The sequence below is a fragment of the Allobosea sp. OAE752 genome (genome assembly GCF_050433265.1).
GTDB classification, from domain to species: Bacteria; Pseudomonadota; Alphaproteobacteria; order Rhizobiales; family Beijerinckiaceae; genus Allobosea; species Allobosea spartocytisi.
This window is the reverse complement of record NZ_JBNPXO010000010.1, coordinates 198,007-217,039: the sequence shown is the minus strand read 5'-3', so window position 1 is coordinate 217,039 and position 19,033 is coordinate 198,007. Positions and strand designations below refer to the sequence as shown.

Below are 19,033 nucleotides of genomic sequence, written 5' to 3'. Positions count from 1 at the left end.
GTCCAGTCATGGCCGCCGCGCGTGATGATCCGGACCCGCTTGCCGACGATGTGGATCGCCAGGCGATAGCCGTCCCATTTCACCTCGAAGGCCCACTCTGGACCGACTGGCGCCTTGTCCTTCAGCAGCGCCAGGCAGGGCTCGACGCGATCGGGCATCGGATCAGAAAACAGATCGCGTTCGGGCTTCCGGCGCCGGGTGACCGGTCCCTTCACGGTATCGACACCCGGGCCGGCCCTGAGAACGCGACGCGTACCCATTGAACTCACTCACGCAACGAAACGAGTCGCTAACCGCCGGCTGGCCTAATCGTTCCCTAGCGGAACCGCCTAGGCACAAATCGGTTTGAAGACAGCCGAAGGAACCGGAGCGCCAAGGATGGTTTCGGGACAACCCAAGGAGCCAGGGCCACAACCGACGTTTCGGCATCGCGAGCTCTACAGGGAGCGATGTCGTGACGACGACGGCAACATCTACACAGTCATAGTCTGGCAAGGTTACGCTGGCCTTGGGACCAGATTCTACTCTCTGGACGATGGCACGCCGGTGCATTTCGAGGACGATTGCATCTTCACGATCGTTCCAACCGGCGAGCAACTAACTCGGTGTGACGACTAGGTAACGGCCCTGAAACGGAAAAGGCCCCGCCCGCCGAGCTGACGGGCCTTAAATGTCTCCTCTCGACCCATCTCGGACCTCGCGACGGTCCGCTTTCGGGTAGCAAACAGCCCGGCCGGGATGGAGCTTGTTGATCTAGGCCCAAGCCCAATGCGCATAATAGTTAAGGCGCTGTTTGCGATTGTGACGGTTGTTCTTTCCAGCGCGTCGTCCAAGCAGGCTCTCGGCCCAGTCGATTTCGGCCCCGCAGCAAGCACAGTCGCTTGCACTGGCAATCTTTTTCGGCCGTGTATTCTAAAGCAGATACCGTTAATCTCGACGGGACTAAAGCCCGCCACCCCGGCATGACATGAGCCCTGCGCAACTCGCATAGCGCTACTGAGGGCAGCGCGCGTGCCATCCTACTAAAACGCTGTCATCTTCGTTCACCTAAACTTGATTCCCGTCGTCGTTCAATTCGCGATGACGACCGGTGTGGCGCTTGCCGCTGCATGCTTAGCGCCAAGGGGCATTACGATGATCACCAGGACCGCTCTGACTGCACAGGTGAGCCTCACCGCGTTGGCATTGGCCTGCATGGCGCCTATGGCCCTAGCGGCTGACTACACTGTCGCCAGCGACCAGCAGCTTCGGGACGCCATTTCGGCTGCAAATGCCAGTCCGGATGCGACGTTCACGATCACGCTCCTGGGCAACGTGACGGCATCCGCCATTCCTCTTCCAGATACGGCCAAGTCGTTCACGATCAACACCAACGGCTTCACCCTCTCGGGCCCTCTGGGGCCCAACAACAGTGGCACGGTGGCATTCAACCCGATTACGGGCGGCAACTTCACCCTGCTGGGCAATTATCTCGGCGGCACCGGCACGGCGGCGTTGGTGGGCGGGTATGGCGTTTCGTTTCTCGGCACTGGTTCCACCTCCGTCGTGAGCAACGGAACTGTAAGTGGCGGAGAGGGCTTCGGCGGCGGTGGTAGTGGCGGTGGCGGCGCCCGTCTGAGGAACACTGACATCTTCAATAACGGCACCGTACAAGGCGGCGTAGGGCAGGGTACCGGTACCGGAGGAGTCGGCCTGGCAACACTCGGCAACGTGACTGTAACCAACACGGGCCTGATTCAGGGCGGATCCGGTCGAATAGGCGGCGCAGGCATCAGCGGTCAGGTAACCCGTGTCACCAATACGGGCACCATTCGCGGCGGCACCGGTGTGGTCGGTTCAGCCGGCGCATACGGCATCCTCTCGCAGGTCAACTTCCAGCTGATCAACGAAGGCACGATCGAGGGCGGGACCGGAGGCGCCGCGTTTCTCGGCGGCAACATCTCAGCGCTTGTCACCAATAGTGGCACGATCAAAGCGGGCGCGGGGCAGGCCAATGCGATCCAGATCAATAACAGCGGTTCGAGCCGCCTCGATCTTTCGCTTGCAGCGGGGTCGGTGATCGTCGGCAATGTGGTGGGCAGCGTGCTAGGCACCAACGACACGCTGCGTCTTGGCGGAAATATCGACTGGACACTCGATGGCGGCATCGGCAGCAGCTCGCAATACCGCAATTTCGACGCCCTGGAGAAGACCGGCGCGAGCACTTGGACGGTGACCGGCAGCGGCGACTTCGCCGGTGTTACCAACATTCTCGGCGGCACACTCTTGGTAAACGGTTCACTCGCCGGTTCGGCGGTGACGGTTCAGTCCGGCGCACGGCTCGGCGGCAGCGGCGTCGTTGGTGCGACCACGATTGCGAGCATGGGTCGGATCGCGCCCGGCAACTCGATCGGCACGCTCACCGTCAATGGCGCCTATGTGCAGGGCGCCGGTTCAGTCTATGAGGTCGAGCTCGATCCCAAGACGGTGACGTCCGACCTGATCCGCGTCAACGGCCAGGCCACGCTCGCGACGGGCGCCTCGCTCTCGATCGTGAACTACACTGGAGGCACCTTCGCCGCCGGTCAGCGCTATACCATCCTGACGTCGACCGGGCTGACCGGGAACTTCGACAGCGTCGATCTGCCAGTGACGGCATTTCTCAACCTGCGCAACAGCACCGACGCCTTCAGTGCGTACCTGACTGTCGTCCAGACGCGCGCCATTGCCGATGTCGGCACGACGCCGAATGAGGTCCAGGTCGGCAACAGCGTCGACAGCTTGCCCGCTGGCAACGCCGTCCAGGATGGCGTGCTCAACCAAGCCACGGCTGAGGCAGCCCGTGGCGCCCTCGGGCAGCTTGGCGGCGAGATCCATGCCTCGACCAAGAGCGCGCTGATCGATGAGAGCTGGCTGCTGCGCTCGGCCGTCAATGACCGCCTGCGCTCGGCCTTCGCAGCTGTGGGGGCCGCGCCGATGGCGACGATGAACTACGGCTTCACCGCTGATCTCGCCCCTTCGGTGACAGGCCCGATGCCGCGGCTCATGCCCTCCGATCGCTTTGCGGCCTGGGGCCAGGGCTATGGTTCCTGGAGCCGTCATGATGGCGATGGAAACAGCAGCCCGTTGAAGCACTCGACCGGCGGCTTTGTGCTGGGTGCCGATGTCGCTGCCTTTGAGACCCTGCGCTTCGGTGTCGTCGCCGGCTACAGCCGCACCACTGTCAACGTGGACCGACGGCTCTCTTCCAGCGAGAGCGACAATTATCATCTCGGCCTCTATGGCGGCGGGCAATGGGGACCGCTCGGCCTGCGCCTGGGAGCCAGCTACACCTGGCATGACATTGAGACCCGGCGCAGCGTGGTCGCGGCGGGGCTCGGCACCAGCCTGCGCGCCGATCACGACGCCGGCACGGCTCAGGTCTTCGGCGAGCTCGGCTATCGGATCGATCTCGGCCCGGTGGCGTTCGAGCCCTTCGCCGGCCTTGCTTACGTCAGCCTGCGCAGCGACGGCCTCAGCGAGGTCGGCGGCGCCGCAGCCCTGTCCGGCACGAGCGACGACACCAGCCTGGGCTACTCGACGCTCGGCCTGCGGGCCTCCACGAGCACCCGGATCCAGGGCATGGACTTGAGCCTGCGCGGCGCGCTCGGCTGGCGCCATGCTTTTGGCGATGTCGATCCGAAGGCGACGCTCGCCTTCGCCGGCAGCATCCCCTTCACGATCACGGGCGCTCCCATCGCCAGGAACGCCGCCCTGGTCGAAGCCGGGCTGGACCTCGCGATCAGCGCCAATGCCAGCCTGGGGGTGACCTATGCCGGCCAGCTCGCCGAGGACGTCCAGGATCACGCCTTCAAGGCAAACCTCGCCGTCAGGTTCTGACGGCGAGACGCTGGTGACGCTGGCGCGTAATTGAAAACCCCGCTGGCAATCAGCGGTAGAGGCGGCGTTCCAGAGGGGGATATATGATCCAGGCGATTGCCAGTAACCTCGAAACTCTAGAAACTTCGATTGAGCGATTTCGCTTCGGCCAGATGACGGGAGACCGTCTTGTCGACGTGGTCCGATACAACGTCTGGGCCGTTCTCGAAACAGCCGAGGATACGTTCGACCTCAAACAGGCTGGCAATGAACTCGTGGCAGCTGTCGAGGCAATGGTCGGCGTTATGCGACCTTTCTTTCCGTCCTTGACCAAGGACGACCGCTCCGCCACTGCTGCGACGACGCTCACCACTTTTCTGGATCTTGCCCGTAAGGCTCAGGCCAGGCAGCGGGCCGTGATCTGAGCATCCGGAAACGCAAAAGGCCCGGCCCCGCCCAAGCGGGCCGGGCCTGATTAAAGCTCCGAAACTATGCTCAGATCATGAACGTCTTTTGCACCGCAGCCTAGTAGGCAGTCAGCGATTCTTCGAACGGTGTCCTGGCGCATAGCCCGAAGCGCCCGGGTTCCCCTTTACGCTGCCCTTGGCCTGCATCTTGTGGCCTGGCGAATAGCCTGATGCTCCGGGTTGCCCCGAAATGCTCCCCTTCGACTGCATCTGTTGGCCCGGAGAGCTGGATGACACTCCTCGCTGGGAATCGGTTCTGTTTGCGCTATCCCGTCCTGGGCTGGGCAAATTGGTCTGGGCCAACGCCAGAGCCGGCGATAAGGCGAGTACGGCCGCCAAAGTGAGCATCTTCATGGTCCTCTCCTCTCGTTGCGCAGCCTGAGTGCGAAACCAGATCGCGCCAGCCATGTTCCGTCCCGGTGCTCTGAGCATTACGAAAAAGCCCCGCCAGCGAGCCCCGCTCCGGTTCCAATGCGAAAAAAGGCCCGATCCCTTTCGGGACCGGGCCCTTTCATTGGCGAGCCTTTCGCTGGGCAGCGAGCGAGCTCTAGCCAATCACGAAAGCCACTGGCGACTGTACCAAGCATCGACATCCGTCTTTACCCGGTCCTTCTCCAGCCCATAGCGCTCCTGAATCTTGCCCTCGAGCTGGTCGCGCTTGCCGGCGATGATGTCCAAGTCATCATCGGTCAGCTTTCCCCACTGCTCCTTGACCTTTCCCTTAACCTGCTTCCAGTTCCCTTCGACGCGATTCCAGTCCATCTCCACCTCCAAATCTGAGCATGGGGACGAAACGCACTCCATGCGGATAAGTTCGATCAGAAACCCAAAAAGGCCCGGCCCCATTTCGGAGGCCGGGCCAAGTTTAGAGAGGAAACGCCCAAGGAGGGCCGCCCCTTATGAGGGCGAGGCGATCGGCGGCCGGAGCCGCGATCTATGTTCGGCGCCGGCGCGGCGCTGGCTTCGTTACCTGCAACTGCTTCAGCATCTCCTGAGCCATGATTTCCGCTCGCCGGACAATCTCGGCGTCCTCAGCGCGCTCCTGGCTGATGGCCAGCATCTTCTCGAGCGAGACGGCGATGCGTTCCATGATCGCGGTCAGCTTCACTTGCTCGGCGGCCATTTCCTGAAGTGGTCGCATATCCGCGATCGACAGCCCCGGGATCAATCGATCCCCGGAGGGCGTTGTCGGGCTCTTCCGATCCTTCAGGTACTGGCGGATCATGACGGCGCCGATGGCAAGGCCAGCGACGAGCGTGCCGATCGCATTCTCTGGGGTGATACCTTCAGAGAGAACCGTCGGCGACGACCCTGTCCATGCTCGCGGCATCCTTGGTCGCTGCGACGATGTTCATCGCGTCGAGGACAAGAAGGCCGGGATACACAGCAAGGCCAGTCGTCGCCGCATCGGAGGCCATGAGGCCGAAGGTGATCTGGAGCCAGAGGAAGCAGGACAGAAACGACGCCAAAGCCCGTACATGCGGCGACCAGCGACCGTACCAAGTGCCTGAGAACGTCCCGTTCACGACGAGCGCCAGCACCCGGAAGACCCCGATCGCGATGGCGAACCACCCCCAGGTGCTCTCGTTCATCATGGCCGCCATCTGGGCCCAGGCAGGGTTGCCGGCGAAGGTTGGAGCCGGACCGTTCGATATGCAGCCCCACGCCACCATGATCCCGGCCAGAACCCATTCCGAGCGCCGGGCCGGGAAGTGGTCGTGAATACCGAGGTAGATACGGACCGGAAGCGGGTGATTGCGGTAGGGCACCGGCCTGCTCCTATCCCGCGGTGACCGAGGGGTCTTCCACCTTGCGCGCCATTTCCGGCGTGGTGCGGATCTCGCGCACTTCCGGGAGCGCCGCGGCCGAGGCGACCAGGCCGGCCTTACGGCGGACATAGAGCCCCCAGACCGTCGGGATCAGCCACATGACGAAGGCGACGACGACCGTCTGCCCCCTGCGCATCAAGTACACCATATGTGCCGAGCGTAGCCGCAGCCGATTGGACGACGGTGGGATGAGGCTGAGGATCTGTTCGTTCATGGCTCAGGCTCCTTTCTTCGCGGCTTCGATCGCCTGCAGCGCCTTCATGGTTTCGCCGATGGCGATGGCGAGATCGGCAGCGGAGCGCGGCGGTTTGGCGCGGAACTGCGCGAGCACGACCTGTCCCTGCTGCGCGGCGGCGCGCGCCTTCTCCGGCGCGAACAGGTCGACGGTCAGCGCCGCCGTCTGCAGATCGGCGCAGCGGGCGGACAAGCGGTCGCTGACCTGCGCGATCTGGCTGTCCAGCGTCTGGCAGCCGGCAAGCGCCAGCGTTCCCAAGGCGACGAGCGCCAGGACGATAGGTTCATGTGATGCTCCGAGGTGAGGAAGCGGCTGGCTCGACCGCGGCGGGATTTTTAGGAGACATCCATCAAATGAGGGATGCCGGCCGCCCGCGCCCTGAGAACAATTTTCTCGCGGCGATAGGGTTGGCAAAGATGAAAAAGGGGCTGGGTCTATTTTTCTCGGCGCGCCGGGCGTCGATGAAGCGTGCGCTTGGTAAACTGAGACTGGCGCGCGAAGAGCAATTCCCGAAGCCGAGGCTGGTCTGGTCCTCGGATCAGATCAGCGCGGATGTCGCGGCGCGGAACGTGTCGCCGCAGGCCTTGGCGCCGACAGCGGACGGATCGAAAGCAAGCCGAGCGATATCCCACTTGCCGCGCTGAGCAATCTTCAGCGTGCCTTGCACCTCTGCGTGCGAGAGCACCGTCTTCGGCGTCACCGGGATGGCGTATCGGCGGCAAAGGTCGGCTAGCACAGCCGGCAGCGCCTTCCACTGCGTTCTCGTCATCGGGGCCGAAGCCACGTTGAAGGGGCTCGATTGCTCCGGCCATGCAGCACAACGACACGCCGACCGAGCCGGTGCTGCAGTTCAGCCTGTGCGCGGCATAGCCCGGCTTGGCCCCACGGAATCGTTCAGGCTGATCGGCGGAATACCACGCACCAGCTTGCCGTCTCCCTCGATCAGAACATGATAATGGCTGCGGTCGAGCCCTGAGCCGCGATGGGCGCCGGCGGTCCAGTGAACGATGATCCGGTCCATTTGAGCTGCGGGCATCCAGTCAGAAGAACGACCGAAGTCGAAGCAGCAGGCTCTTCGCCCTGCTTCGTCGCCTTCTGAAGCGCAGCGATGGTCAGCGGCTCGACCACTCCATCCGCCGCAAGCCCGCGCCCGCGCTGAAACGCCTGGATAGCGGCCTTGGTCGCCGGCCTCGGCTTGCCATCCACCACAAGCGAATAGCCGAGCGCGACCAGCGCCCGCTGTACTGCGGTCGTGCCCATAAAGCAGTACTGCGGCGGTTAAAAATTGCGGATAAGGAGAGACTTGACCTAAGGTAATATAAGGCGCCAGATGGATCGCCCGAGCCACTTCGCCGTGCCTGGATTGGGCATGAGCCGGCGCTGTCTTGTTGCGTCTCGGAAGCGCCGGCTCAGTTCACAGAGGTTGCAGATAAAAACAGCGTTGTGTGGAGACCTAAGCTGTGCAGAAGAACAAGGAAATCCTGACCGCCTTAGCGTTCGTTTCGACCGCAGCAATCGCCATGACAATGTGGCTCGGACTGATCGGTTATGGCGCGTGGCACTTCCTGTTCGGATAGCCATGGCCCGCATCGGCTTGCGATGCTGATCTCAGGGACAGATCAGATGGGTTGGGAAGAGCCGGTGGCTCGATGCACGGCGGTGACGGTTCCGCACTGGCTAATGACGGCGATCAATCTCGCCGCCATGGCAGCTATCGTGCTGGTGCCACTCTGGCACCCTTAGAGACTGGTCTGATCAGCAGCAGCAGCGGAACAGCCCTCACCGGCGCGGGGTTGTTGGAGCGCTACGCCTTAACGGAGGGCGATATGCTTGCTCAGGTGACGATCATTGCGGCGCTGCTGATTGCAGGGACAATTGCATTTGTGATGGCTGCAACCTCATCCGGATCTCGGAAGCGCTGGCCGCGCTAGTCGAGCGCAAAGGATTGCGAGCCTCGTCTGATTCAGCGGCGCTACGGGTGTCCGCAAGTGGCGCGGAACGGCCTACATCTTGCGCTGCCGTGTATTGGCTAGCTTGAGAATGACCTCAAGGATTGGTCTCCGATCCTCCCGGGCGAAAATCATCTTGGAACGATATGGACGCGCTCTTTGGACCACCGCATGACACAGCGCTCCCCCCGGGCGAGCGCTGGCATGTCCAGACCCGGCACGCGGGCGCGCAGTTCCTGACCGGCGCTCTTGCCGATGACTAGGAAGCTGTCGCCGTAATTGACGATCTCGTCGACGGTGAAGCAGATGTCTTCGGGAGACCGCTCTTCCTTGGAAAGGCGAATGGTCTCCGGCCGCAGGAGCACGTCGACTGGAGTCCCCGGGGCAAGATCGCCACGTCCGACCGCAATCGAGCCGAACCCCGGTAGATCGACACTCCCGCCACGGCCAATGACGCCCTCGATCAGGTTGCTGTCGCCGATGAAGGAGGCGACGAAGCGCGTCTGCGGCCTGGCATAGACCTCCGCCGGGCTGCCGATCTGCTCGATTCGCCCGCGATTGAACACCGCGATGCGGTCCGACATCGCCATCGCCTCGCCCTGGTCGTGCGTGACATAGACCATGGTCACGCCCAGCTCGCGGTGGATCCGCTTGAGTTCGATCTGCATCTGCTCGCGCAGCGCCTTGTCGAGCGCGCCGAGCGGCTCGTCGAGCAGCACGACATCGGGCTCGAAGACGAGTGCGCGCGCCAGCGCGACGCGCTGCTGCTGCCCGCCGGAGAGCTCGGCCGGCTTGCGGCCGGAGAAATCGGCGAGACCGACCATGGCGAGCGCATCGGCGATGCGCTTGGCGGCCTGCGCCTTCGGCACCTGCCGCATCCGCAGGGGGAAGCCGACATTGTCGGCGACGCTCATATGCGGAAACAGTGCGTAGTTCTGGAAGACCATGCCGATGTTGCGGTCATAGGGCTCGACGCTGTCGATCTTGCGCCCGCCGATCGCGATCTCGCCGCTGCTCGGCTTGGAAAAGCCGGCGATCATCATCAGCGTTGTCGTCTTGCCGGAGCCGGACGGACCGAGGAAGGAGACAAACTCGCCGGGCTCGATCTCGAGATCGATGCTGTCGACGGCGTTCTGGCCAGCCAGGTAGCTCTTCGACAGGCCACGCAAGGAAAGGGCTCGGGCGTTCTTCATGGTCTGTCCTAGGCTTTCGCGCGGGCAGGCTGCGGCTTGACGAGGCGCGCGGCCCAGCGCGCGCCGATGACGACGAGAACGGCGGCAAGCAGCAGCGAGGAGGCGGCGGAGATGGCCGGGTCCGCCTCCATCTGGAAGCTGTTGAACATCTGCCGCGGCAAGGTCGCGCTATCGCGGCCCGAGATGAAGATCGCGATTACGGTCTCGTCGAAGGAGTGGATGAAGGCGAACAAGGCCGCGACCAGGAAGGCCGGGCGCAGGATCGGGAAGGTCACCAGCCGGAAGGTGGTGAGTGGGCGTGCGCCGAGGCCGGCCGCGGCATTCTCGACCCGGCGGTCGAAATTGGCGAGCGCCGAGGTCAGGGTCAGCACCACCACGGGGATGGTCAAGCAGGTATGGGCAAGGATGACGCCGGTCATGCTCTGCACCAGGCCGAGCGAGCCGAAATAGCTATAGTAGCCCAGCGCCATCACGATATGCGGCACGATCAGCGGCGACAGCACCAACATGCGGAAGGCGGAGCGGAACCGGAAGCGATGCCGCATCAGGGCGAAGGACGCGGGCGCCCCGAAGAGCATGGCCAGCACCATCGTCCCGAAGCCGATCGCGAAGCTGTTGAACAGCGGCCCGGTCCAGTTCGGGTCGGAGAAGAAGCGCCGGTAATAGCCGAGCCAGAAGCCCGGCGGCGGGAATTCGAGCGAAGGCGCCGTGCTGAACGACATCGGCACGACGACGAACATCGGCGCCGCGAGGAGGATCGCGACAAGAACCGCCAGGGTGATCGTGGAGCGGGACATGCTACCTCCACATCCTGTCGAGACCGAAAAAGCGGTCATAGATTGCAAACAGCGCGAGCGCGGCGGCGAGTAGGATCATCGAGGTCGCGGAGGCCGCGCCGAAATCGAGCAACTGCTCGATCTCTTGGCCGATTCGCCCGGCGATCATCTTGTCCTGCGGGCTGCCGATCAGGGTCGGCGTCACGTAGAAGCCGAGGCAGGTGATGAAGACGAGCGTCGCGCCGTTGACCACGCCCGGCAGGCTCTGCGGGAAATAGACCGTGAGGAAGGCCCGCAGGGGCCGGGCGCCAAGGCTCGCGGCGGCGCGCATATAGCTCTCGTCGATCCGCTTCATCACGGCATAGAGCGCGAGCACCATGAAGGGCACGAGCATGTGCGCCATCGCGAAAGTCGCAGCGAAGGTGGTGAAGAGCAGGCGCGGGGGCGGGCTGACGCCGAGCGCGGTCAGCAGCCCGACGACCGGCCCCTTCGCCCCCAGGATCACCATCCAGGCATAAGTCCTGACCAGGAAGCTGGTCCAGAAGCTCAGCGCGACCACGCCGAGCAGGAAGCCGCCGACGGCGCCGCCGCGCCGGGCCGCGACATAGGCGATCGGATAGGCGAAGACGAGGCTCGCAAGCGTGACGACGAAGGCGGTCTGGAAGGTCCGCGCCAGCACGGCGAGGTCGTAGCGCGAACCGAAGAAGGTCGCGTAGTTGCCGAAGCCGAATTCCGGGTCGCTGACGCTCATCCAGACGACGAGGCCGAGCGGGATGAGGAAGAAGGCGGTGAGAAATAGCGCCGCCGGCACATAGAGGATGAAGGGCGGCCGCAAGAGGGTCACCAGAAGCGCCCGCGCAGGAAGCGCGGGCGCCTCGGCCGCGAGCGCGGGGCGCGTCAGCTCGACAGCCATTGTTCGAAACGCTTCGCCATGACGTCGAATTGGGGGCCGAGCTTCTCCGCGTTCAGCACGACGGCCTTGGCCAGATTCTCCGGCGAGGTCGGCATCCGCGCGACGACCTCCGGCGGCAAGCTCTTGAACGAGGCCGGGTTCATCGGGCCGTAATTGTTGCGTTGGGCGAACTGCGCCAGCCGCTCCGGCTGCACGGCGAACTCGATGAAGCGCCAGGCATTGCGCGTCCGTGGCGTGCCGCGCGCCACGACCCAGGCCGCGACATCGATCACCGCCTGATCGTAGCTCAGCGCGATCGGCACCTTCTGATCGATCAGCTGCTGGGCGCTGGTGTTCCACATGCCGATCAATTCGATCTCGCCATCGCGCAGCAATTGCTGGGATTGCGGGCTCTGGCTCCACCAGACGCGGACATCCTTCTTGATCCGGTCGAGGGATTTGAAGGCGCGGTCGAGGTCGTAGGGGAAGAGATCGGTCGGTGCGACGCCATCCGCCATCAGCGCAAAGGCGAGCACGCGGGCGGAATAGTTCTGCAGGCAGCGCGAGCCCGGGAACTTCGCCGTATCCCAGAACTCGGCCCAGTTCTTCGGGCCACCCGCGGGAAAGTTGTCCTTGCGGTAGGCGATGACATTGGCGAAGGCGTGGGAATTGACGCCGTTGAGGGTCACGGCGCCGGGCCAGAGCGAGGCGGCCGGGATTTTGCTCTCGTCATATTTGTCGAGCAGATTGGCGTGGTTGGCGCGGGCGAGCTCGGAGACGCCGAGCGTCGTGACGTCGAATTCGTAGACGCCGGTGCGGACCTGCGCCGCGAGCTTGGCGAAGGAGACCGGCGCGATCGTCTTGATCTCGACCCCCGTCGCCTGAGTGAAGGGATCGAAGAGCACGGCGCGCGCCGCCTCTTCCCAGGGGCCGCCCCAGGTGTTGACGTAGATCGCCTCGGCCGCGCGGGCGCGACGGATGAAGGGTATCGACAGGCTGCCCGCGCCGGCGGCGACGAGCAGTTTCCGTCGTGAGAGCCGTAAGCTCGAAGCGTCGTCGCCGGTCATGGTTCTCTCCTCTCAGCCGAACACAGCGCGATAGACGCGCAGCCAATTCCCGGAGGTGATCTTCTCCACTTCTTCCGGGTTGAACCCCTGCTTCGCCAACGCCGGCGCGACCGCGGCCAGGCCGCTGATCTTCTTGAGCCAGGCCGGCTTCTCGCTCGGGGCGGTATTGGTCACGGAGCCCGCGCCATACTGGGCTGTCCGCGTCCAGCGCCCCTGGCGCATCCAGTCGAGATAGGTCTGGCTGGTGTGATGGCTGAAATCGGTGCCGAGGCCGACATGGTCGATGCCGGCGATGTCGACGGTGCGCGCCACCATCTCGGCCCATGCATCGACGTGGTCGCAAGCCTCGACCGGGGTGATGTTGCGGTAGGCGGCGCAGCCGATGATGCCGCCCTTGGCAGCCAGTGCCTTGATGACCTCGTCGCTCTTGTTGCGCTTGTGCGGGAACACGGAGGACGGGTTGGCATGGGTGATCGCGATCGGCTTTTGCGACCATTCGATCGCGTCGAGCGTCGTCCTGTCGCCGACATGCGAACAATCGACCAGCAGGCCGCAGCGGTCCATCTCGCGCACGACCTCCCGCCCAAAGCGGGACAGGCCGGGATCGACCGCCTCGTAGCAGCTCGAACCGACATCGTTCTGGTTGTTGTAGGTGAGTTGCAGGACGCGGACGCCGAGATCGGCGAAGAGCTCGACATAGCGGATACGCCCGTCGAGCAGGTTGGTGTTCTGATAGCCGAGCAGCAGCGCGGTCTTGCCGTCCCGGTCGGCGGCGAGGATATCGTCGGTCTTCAGCGCGATGGTGACGAGGTCGCTATTGGCGCGCGCCATGTCGCGCCATTTGCCGATCGCGTCGAAGGATTCGATTGCGCCCTCCCAGAATCCGAGCGTCGGCGTGACGCAGGTGAAGCCGCCGGCCTTGAGCTCCTCGAACACGTCCCGGCCGTAGAAGCCGCATTGCAAGCCGTCGATCAGCATCGGTTTGAACCTTTACGGGATGGAGGCGGGGCGCAGCCGTATGGGATCGGCGGCGAGCATGGAGAGGTCGGTTTCGTCCTCGTCGTTGCGACCGACGATGCGGCCATCGGCCTCGACGCGGATGGTGCCGGCATGGCGGCGGCTCTCGAAAGAGTCGGGAGCAAGCGCCGCATGCGAGGCGTGGTAGAGCGGCCACCACAGGTCTGCCGCGACCGTGCAGCCTTCGCGCCGGACGTGGTTGAGCAGGCCTTCGGTCCGCGCCAGGCGGGGTCGGACTTCCAGGAGGACGCCGCCCGCTACCTCGGAGCAGATCGCTGTGAGGCCATGCTTTTCGGCGAGCCCGGCGACCACACCGAACTCGCACGGGCTCACCGCGCCGCACACCAGAACCTCGCCGCGCCCCGTGAGACGGAACCGCTCGACGGCGAGATCGAGTAGGGCTTCGGCGACGAGCCAGGGATGCTGGCCGGCGACATCGACTTGCAGAACGCCGTCCTCGCCTTCGCTCAATGTGGCGGGCTTGACAGACGAAGCGGCCAGCGCAGCGATTTCGGCCGAGAGCTTCTCAAAGCCTGCGACGGGCAGGATCGCGGACACCACCGCCGCATCGCGGACGGCGAAGAGAAGCCCCGGAGCGACACCGTTCGCCTGGACCAAGCGTTCGATGATCAGGCGTATCTCGCGCAGGGAGAGGCGCAGCTCCGTCATGAGCGGGGCTCCGGAGGATAGAACCAGTGGGGATCGGCCGTTCCCGCCGCGAGATCGGCGGGCGTCGGCGCGCCATGGAAGATCACGCCGCGCAGGTTGCGGTTGAGGAAGTCGCGCGCCTTGTCGATGCCGTGGATGCCGACATTGAGCAGGCGCGTGATCTGCGCCGGGACGAAGTCCTCGCTCATGATGTCGGCATGCGGCGAATGGTAGGGCAGCCCGGCCAGCGCTTGGACGCGCGTTGCGATCAGCCGGTGCTCTGGATGCTGGAGCAGGAAGCGGGCGACGCAGGTCTTTGGGTCTGCTTGGCTGAGGTCGCGGTCGAGCGCGACGATCAGCCGGGGCAGGTCGAGGCCGAGATTATGGGCTTCGCCGATTTCCTCCCGCGGCCCCCGGCGCGGCTCCTCGGCGGTGCGCGACTTGTACCAGACATAGCGCTGCGAGCGCTCGGAGGTGAGATCGAGATCGAAGGCCCAGCGATAATCGCTGCGGACGATCTCACGCAGCCGCCCGAGCGGCATTTCCGGCCGGCCGGTCAGTTCCTCGTCGATGACCAGCGTGTCCGAGAGGCTGTCGGCGACGTCGGGAACCAGCTCGATCAGCAGCGAGAGCAAGGTCTCGAAGGCCTCGGCATGAACGCGGCCGTCGAGCGAGGCCGTGAAGTCGAGCAGCGGGGTCGCGCCCGTCTCGCCCGCCTGAGCCAAGGCGATCAGCGCGTCGAGCTCGCGGCGGATGACGACCAGATCCTCGGCGATGCGCAGGCTCGGTGTGAAGGACTCGTATTCCGAGCGATCCTGCTGGCGTGCGACGATCGCCTTGTCGAGCAGGGTTGCCAGCGTCCGCAGCGGAGCCGCGTCCCGTCCCACGGGCACCAGCTTGCCATGGGCGATGGCGGTCTCGCGGATCGTCAGCCACTGGTTGATCAGGCGCGGATGGTTGTTGACGAAGAACATCAGCCCCAGCGCCGAGCCGTTGCCGACGCCGAGGAAGCGGGCGAGATCCGGCGCGAAGCCCGCGGCCTTCGTGCCTCCATGCAACCGCGCGAAATGCTGGACGAGATCGAGCGCGAAGACCCGCATCATATACGCGGTCAACATCTGCGCCTGCAGGGAGGCGCGCAGCGGGTGGTCCTTCTCGAAGGCGAGGAAGGACTTGGTGCCGAAGGTGCCGTTGCCGTCGATGCCGGTGTTACGCATCAGGTAACAGGTGCCGCCGAGCGCTTCGACCGGCGGCTGCTCGCCCCTGGCCAAAGCGTTGACCGCGAGGTCGAACAGGCGGCCCGAGCGGTTCGAGCGCGCCCAGGTCAGGGTATTGGGCGTGGCGCGCCCTTCGTAGAGCCTCGGCAATTCGTCTTGGAGCGCCGTGACCGCTGCGGGCGACATGTCGCCTTCGACCAGCGCGCCCATCATGTCCCAGGCGCGGCCGATGATGCGGCCTGTGCGTTCACGCGCGGAGGGCTCGAAGGAGAAGATCGGGAAGGAGAAGCGCCAGCTCCGCGCCTCAATGGCATAACGGGCGTGGCCGCGGCCCTTCTCGTCGATGTCGAAGGCCTTCTGCGTGATCGTCCAGCGCTGGCGTGAGGCCCGCGCGATCAGGTTGCGCGAGGCGCTGATGCGCGAGGGCTGGATGGCGGCGAGCCGCTCCGGCCGCATCAGTTCATCCGGACTGCGCCTCAATGCACGCGGCAGCAGCGGGCCTTCCGGGGCGAGAAGGGCGAAAACCGTCATGTCAGGAATGTCCAAACTGCGCGCTGAGACGTCGTGCGCCGGCAACGACGATGGGGCCGCAGCGGTCGTGATCGAAGCGGAAGATCGGGCCCGAGATGGCCAGGACCGCCACGCATTGGCGCGCGGCATCGAAGACGGGAGCAGCGACGGCGGCGACGAGATGCGGGTCCGTCGGCGCGAAAACGGCGTAGCCGCGCTCGCGCACCACCTGCAATTCCGCTTCCGGCGGCAGAGCGACACCCTGCCCGCGCAGGCTGTCGCGCATCTCCTCCGATCCGAAAGCGACCAGCACGGCGCCGGAAGCGCTGCCGCCGAGCGCCATCTTGGCGCCGACGCGCAGGTCCGCCCGCAGAACCTGCCGGGATTCGACGCGGTTGATGATGACGGCATGGTAGCCGTCGGCGACGGAGATCGTTGCGGTTTCGCCGCTCTCATCGACGATCTGCTGGAGCAACTCGCTGCTGCGCTCGCCGAGATTGGCCTGCTCCAGCGCGCGCACCGCATAGAACTGGAAGCGCAGCGCCAGTCGGAATGCGCCGTCCTCGGTCTGGTCGAGCAGGCCGGCCTCCACCAGCGTCCGCAGCCGCTGATAGACGACCGCGCGTGCATCGCCGCTTGCCCGCACGACATCGGCCAGCCGCAACGGCTTCGGCGAAGCGGCGATGATATCGCAGACCGCGAGCGTCTTGAGCGTGGAGGAGAGGGAGCGAACGGCCATCTGTATTCTTATAATAGACAACGTATAATATAAAAATCAGTCTGCGCGAACTCGATGTCAAGCTGGAAATTGCGAGTTCGCTTTAGGACCGGCGCCAACGTTGTGTGAGGCACCACCCGGGCGCGCTAAGTCTCTGCCGGCGCTGTTCCATTTGAGGCGTGCCGATGATGGCCTGCCGCAGGCGGCAAGCCAGCCGACGATCGGCATCTAACCGTGAGGCAAGGGGACATCGTTAGGCGTGCCTTCGATCCGTCCGTGTGAGGCGATCAGCTTCGCTGCGATCTTTTCCGCGCCGGCACGATGATCCTGCCAGAAGCCTGCCTAGGCGATTGCTGCACTCAGACCCTTGACGGTTACTCGCCGGGCCAATGAGCGTCTGCTTCCAAGCGGGGGCCAATGTCCATTCATGGCGCAGACTATCCGTCACCTTAGGCTGAGATGGTCGAGCAGGCGGAGCTTTTGATGTCCGCCTGCTGCTTTGGCCTCCGCTGACGGCCATTACTGGCCGTCACTGCGCCCTGGCTTTCCGCCGTCGGCCCGGGAGCGGCTCAGCGCGCACCGGCCAATGCGATGGCGTCAGCCCCCGCCGGGAAACGCAGCCGCCCCTCATGATCGTGAACGGCGGCCCACACCGCGTCGGCGACGTCCGATTCTGTGGTGGTCAGCGCTGGCTTGGCAAAGGCCTCCATGATCGGCTTCGCAAAGTCGGCATATTCGCCCGGGAGCAGTCGTTCGACGGGCACGATGGCATTCGCGCCGAACCGCGTTGTCGGTGCATAGCCCGGCTCGACCAGCTTCACATCGATATCGAAGTACGCAAGCTCATGGGCGAGCGACCCGGTAAAGCCTTCTATCGCCTGTTTGCTCGCGGTGTACGCTGCCGCGAGCGGGAAAGCGCCGAGCGTTACACTGGACGTGACGTTGACGATAATGCCGGCACGGCGGGCGCGCATCTGGGGAATCACGGCCTGGCACATGGCCATCACGCCGATGGTGTTCGTCTCGATCAGCGCCCTGATCAGGGACATCGGCGTCACTTCGAAGGCGCCGACGCCGCCCACTCCGGCATTGTTGACCAGCACATCGATGGGGCCGGAGGCCTTGATCGCCTCGGCAATGCTCTTCTCACTCGTCACATCGAGCGGAATCACGCGCAGCCGGCGCTTATCGCCATCGAAGCGCGCCGCCTCCGGGCGCCGCATCGTGGCAATGACGTTCCAGCCGTTTGCTAGAAAGTGCTCCGCGGTGGCCTTGCCATAGCCTGACGAAGTACCGGTGATGAGGATCGTCTTGGTCATTTGCTCGTCTCCTGAACGGGAATGCCGAACAGGTAGACAAAGCGCTTAGGACGATCCATAATCGTGTGTCCTAAATTTGTTATCGATCGTCCAAAATGGATCCCCTGAGCGACGTCGTCTTGCTGCTGCGACCAAGCGCGGCGATCGCGAAGCCGATTTCGGCCAAAGGCCGATGGGGCGTGCGTTATGATGCCTTTGACGCGCCAGGCTTCACGATCATTCTTGCAGGCGAAGCTCGGTTGGCGATCGATGGATGCGAACCGCTTCGGCTGTCTCGGGGCGACTTTCTTCTTCTGCCCAGAACACCGGCGTTCACGCTCAGCAGCGGAGACGGCGTGTTTTGCGAGCCTGTCGCTCCTCGCAGTGAGGCCGTTCGGCATGGCGAGCAGGATGGCGAGCCTGACTTCGTGGCGTTGGGAGGCAGCTTCACGTTTGAGCGGGCCAACAACCAGCTCCTCCTGGCCTTGTTGCCCAAGCTGATTTTCATCCCTGCATCCGATGGTCGCGCGACAAGGTTCAGGCGGCTGATCGAGCTGCTCTCCGAGGAATGCACGGCCGAACTTCCAGGCTCGGAGCTGATCGTTCACCGCATGCTGGAGGTGCTTCTCGTCGAAGCGCTACGCTGGCAGGATGTCGACCGCCAAGTGCCTGCTGGAATTCTTCGCGGCTTGCAGGACCCTGCGTTGGCTCGCGCCTTGAAAGCCGTCCACGCCGATGTTCGCGCCAATTGGACAGTTGCCGACCTCGCCAACATTGCGGGCATGTCGAGATCTGCGTTTTCCGCTCGTTTCAGCGAGGCTCTGGGATGCGCGCCGATTGAGTATCTGGCGCGCTGGCGGATCGCTATTGCGAAAGACGCCCTGGCCCGGGGCACAAAGTCCCTCGAACGGATTGCAGACGACATCGGGTATGAATCGGCAAGTGCGTTCAGCACCGCGTTCCGCAGGCATAACGGATGCGCCCCCGGACAATTCGCCCGCAAGCTGACCTGACACTCCCGATTCCGACGCGAATTCTCGGTTGCGGGCGGAGCGGCCGTCTCATGGTCTGGCAAGGAATGTCCTGTGTGGATGGCTCCCGCGTTGCAAGGGGGTCTGTGACGATCTGGCGTGCTGGTCGGGTGCAGTCTTGTGTCCGGCCTGTTCGCGCGGTCATCGACCGCTGGCCCTGATGGTTTCCGCGGACGAGGTCCCATTCTGCTTCGCGGGCTTCGACGCCCTCGACATTCGGCGGGTTGTCCTCATCCCCGGTCTGACCGGTGCGCCATCATCTCGCAGGGTCCTCGCAACCTCCTTCGCGCGGGTAGCGCGCTGGTTGGACGGCTAGAGCGTTTCATGTTTTGATTGAAACGTATCCAGC

At 64.4% G+C, this 19,033-nt stretch carries 20 protein-coding genes and 1 pseudogene; 4 read left to right on the top strand and 17 right to left on the bottom strand.

What is annotated here, in order from left to right; all coding sequences use genetic code 11:
* Nucleotides 1–260 (bottom strand): annotated as a pseudogene (locus GGC47_RS22945) (hypothetical protein); the annotation flags it as partial.
* 874 nt (nt 261–1,134) lie between these two features.
* Between GGC47_RS22945 and GGC47_RS22940 the strand changes: the two are divergent.
* Entirely contained in the window at nt 1,135–3,858 is a 2,724-nt protein-coding gene (locus tag GGC47_RS22940; protein ID WP_429069023.1) for an autotransporter outer membrane beta-barrel domain-containing protein, read from the top strand.
* Between the two features lie 83 nt (nt 3,859–3,941).
* Nucleotides 3,942–4,262, top strand: coding sequence for a hypothetical protein (locus GGC47_RS22935; RefSeq protein ID WP_429069020.1), 321 nt, complete (start codon nt 3,942–3,944; stop codon nt 4,260–4,262).
* Nucleotides 4,263–4,859: 597 nt separating this feature from the next.
* On the opposite strand, the gene GGC47_RS22930 is transcribed toward GGC47_RS22935, so the two are convergent.
* From GGC47_RS22930 to GGC47_RS22900, 7 genes are all read right to left on the bottom strand, one after another.
* Entirely contained in the window at nt 4,860–5,066 is a 207-nt protein-coding gene (locus GGC47_RS22930; RefSeq protein WP_429069018.1) for a CsbD family protein, read from the bottom strand.
* 172 nt (nt 5,067–5,238) lie between these two features.
* Entirely contained in the window at nt 5,239–5,529 is a 291-nt protein-coding gene (locus tag GGC47_RS22925; RefSeq protein ID WP_429069015.1) for a hypothetical protein, read from the bottom strand.
* Nucleotides 5,530–5,590: 61 nt separating this feature from the next.
* Nucleotides 5,591–6,073, bottom strand: coding sequence for a hypothetical protein (locus GGC47_RS22920; protein ID WP_429069014.1), 483 nt, complete (start codon nt 6,071–6,073; stop codon nt 5,591–5,593).
* Nucleotides 6,074–6,083: 10 nt separating this feature from the next.
* Nucleotides 6,084–6,347 (bottom strand): hypothetical protein, encoded by a 264-nt coding sequence (locus GGC47_RS22915; RefSeq protein ID WP_429069011.1) that lies wholly within the window; start codon nt 6,345–6,347, stop codon nt 6,084–6,086.
* 3 nt (nt 6,348–6,350) lie between these two features.
* Nucleotides 6,351–6,626 (bottom strand): hypothetical protein, encoded by a 276-nt coding sequence (locus GGC47_RS22910; RefSeq protein ID WP_429069010.1) that lies wholly within the window; start codon nt 6,624–6,626, stop codon nt 6,351–6,353.
* Between the two features lie 280 nt (nt 6,627–6,906).
* Nucleotides 6,907–7,068 (bottom strand): hypothetical protein, encoded by a 162-nt coding sequence (locus GGC47_RS22905; protein WP_429069007.1) that lies wholly within the window; start codon nt 7,066–7,068, stop codon nt 6,907–6,909.
* 242 nt (nt 7,069–7,310) lie between these two features.
* The gene (locus GGC47_RS22900) at nt 7,311–7,628 is read right to left on the bottom strand and encodes a peptidoglycan-binding domain-containing protein (RefSeq protein ID WP_429069005.1); all 318 of its coding nucleotides are present in this window, start codon (nt 7,626–7,628) and stop codon (nt 7,311–7,313) included.
* A gap of 389 nt (nt 7,629–8,017) precedes the next feature.
* Between GGC47_RS22900 and GGC47_RS22895 the strand changes: the two genes are divergently transcribed.
* Nucleotides 8,018–8,299 carry a hypothetical protein gene (locus GGC47_RS22895; protein WP_429069003.1) on the top strand — a complete coding sequence of 94 codons (282 nt, stop codon included), beginning with the start codon at nt 8,018–8,020 and terminating at the stop codon, nt 8,297–8,299.
* A gap of 149 nt (nt 8,300–8,448) precedes the next feature.
* Here GGC47_RS22895 and GGC47_RS22890 read toward each other — a convergent pair whose 3' ends face one another.
* The 9 genes from GGC47_RS22890 to GGC47_RS22850 all read right to left on the bottom strand — a co-directional run bounded on the left by GGC47_RS22890 (nt 8,449) and on the right by GGC47_RS22850 (nt 17,674).
* A complete protein-coding gene (locus GGC47_RS22890; protein WP_429069000.1) occupies nt 8,449–9,510 on the bottom strand; it encodes an ABC transporter ATP-binding protein in 1,062 nt (353 codons plus the stop codon).
* Between the two features lie 8 nt (nt 9,511–9,518).
* Nucleotides 9,519–10,307: an ABC transporter permease gene (locus GGC47_RS22885; RefSeq protein WP_429068998.1), complete on the bottom strand. Its 789-nt coding sequence runs from the start codon at nt 10,305–10,307 to the stop codon at nt 9,519–9,521.
* Nucleotide 10,308: 1 nt separating this feature from the next.
* Nucleotides 10,309–11,199 (bottom strand): ABC transporter permease, encoded by an 891-nt coding sequence (locus GGC47_RS22880; protein ID WP_113253427.1) that lies wholly within the window; start codon nt 11,197–11,199, stop codon nt 10,309–10,311.
* Nucleotides 11,184–12,245 carry an ABC transporter substrate-binding protein gene (locus GGC47_RS22875; protein ID WP_429068995.1) on the bottom strand — a complete coding sequence of 354 codons (1,062 nt, stop codon included), beginning with the start codon at nt 12,243–12,245 and terminating at the stop codon, nt 11,184–11,186. Before GGC47_RS22875 ends, GGC47_RS22880 begins: the two co-directional genes overlap by 16 nt.
* Nucleotides 12,246–12,257: 12 nt before the next feature.
* On the bottom strand, nt 12,258–13,223 hold the full coding sequence (locus GGC47_RS22870) for a dipeptidase (protein WP_429068993.1): 966 nt from the start codon (nt 13,221–13,223) through the stop codon (nt 12,258–12,260).
* A gap of 12 nt (nt 13,224–13,235) precedes the next feature.
* Nucleotides 13,236–13,931 carry a hypothetical protein gene (locus GGC47_RS22865; protein ID WP_429068992.1) on the bottom strand — a complete coding sequence of 232 codons (696 nt, stop codon included), beginning with the start codon at nt 13,929–13,931 and terminating at the stop codon, nt 13,236–13,238.
* On the bottom strand, nt 13,928–15,658 hold the full coding sequence (locus GGC47_RS22860) for a hypothetical protein (RefSeq protein WP_429068989.1): 1,731 nt from the start codon (nt 15,656–15,658) through the stop codon (nt 13,928–13,930). The genes GGC47_RS22865 and GGC47_RS22860 overlap by 4 nt, the downstream gene beginning before the upstream one ends.
* A gap of 1 nt (nt 15,659) precedes the next feature.
* Complete coding sequence (locus GGC47_RS22855; protein WP_113253423.1) at nt 15,660–16,376, bottom strand: IclR family transcriptional regulator; 717 nt, start codon at nt 16,374–16,376, stop codon at nt 15,660–15,662.
* Nucleotides 16,377–16,924: 548 nt separating this feature from the next.
* Nucleotides 16,925–17,674 carry an SDR family oxidoreductase gene (locus GGC47_RS22850; protein WP_429068986.1) on the bottom strand — a complete coding sequence of 250 codons (750 nt, stop codon included), beginning with the start codon at nt 17,672–17,674 and terminating at the stop codon, nt 16,925–16,927.
* A gap of 95 nt (nt 17,675–17,769) precedes the next feature.
* Between GGC47_RS22850 and GGC47_RS22845 the strand changes: the two genes are divergently transcribed.
* Entirely contained in the window at nt 17,770–18,666 is an 897-nt protein-coding gene (locus GGC47_RS22845) for an AraC family transcriptional regulator (RefSeq protein ID WP_112765009.1), read from the top strand.
* Nucleotides 18,667–19,033 lie beyond the last annotated feature (367 nt).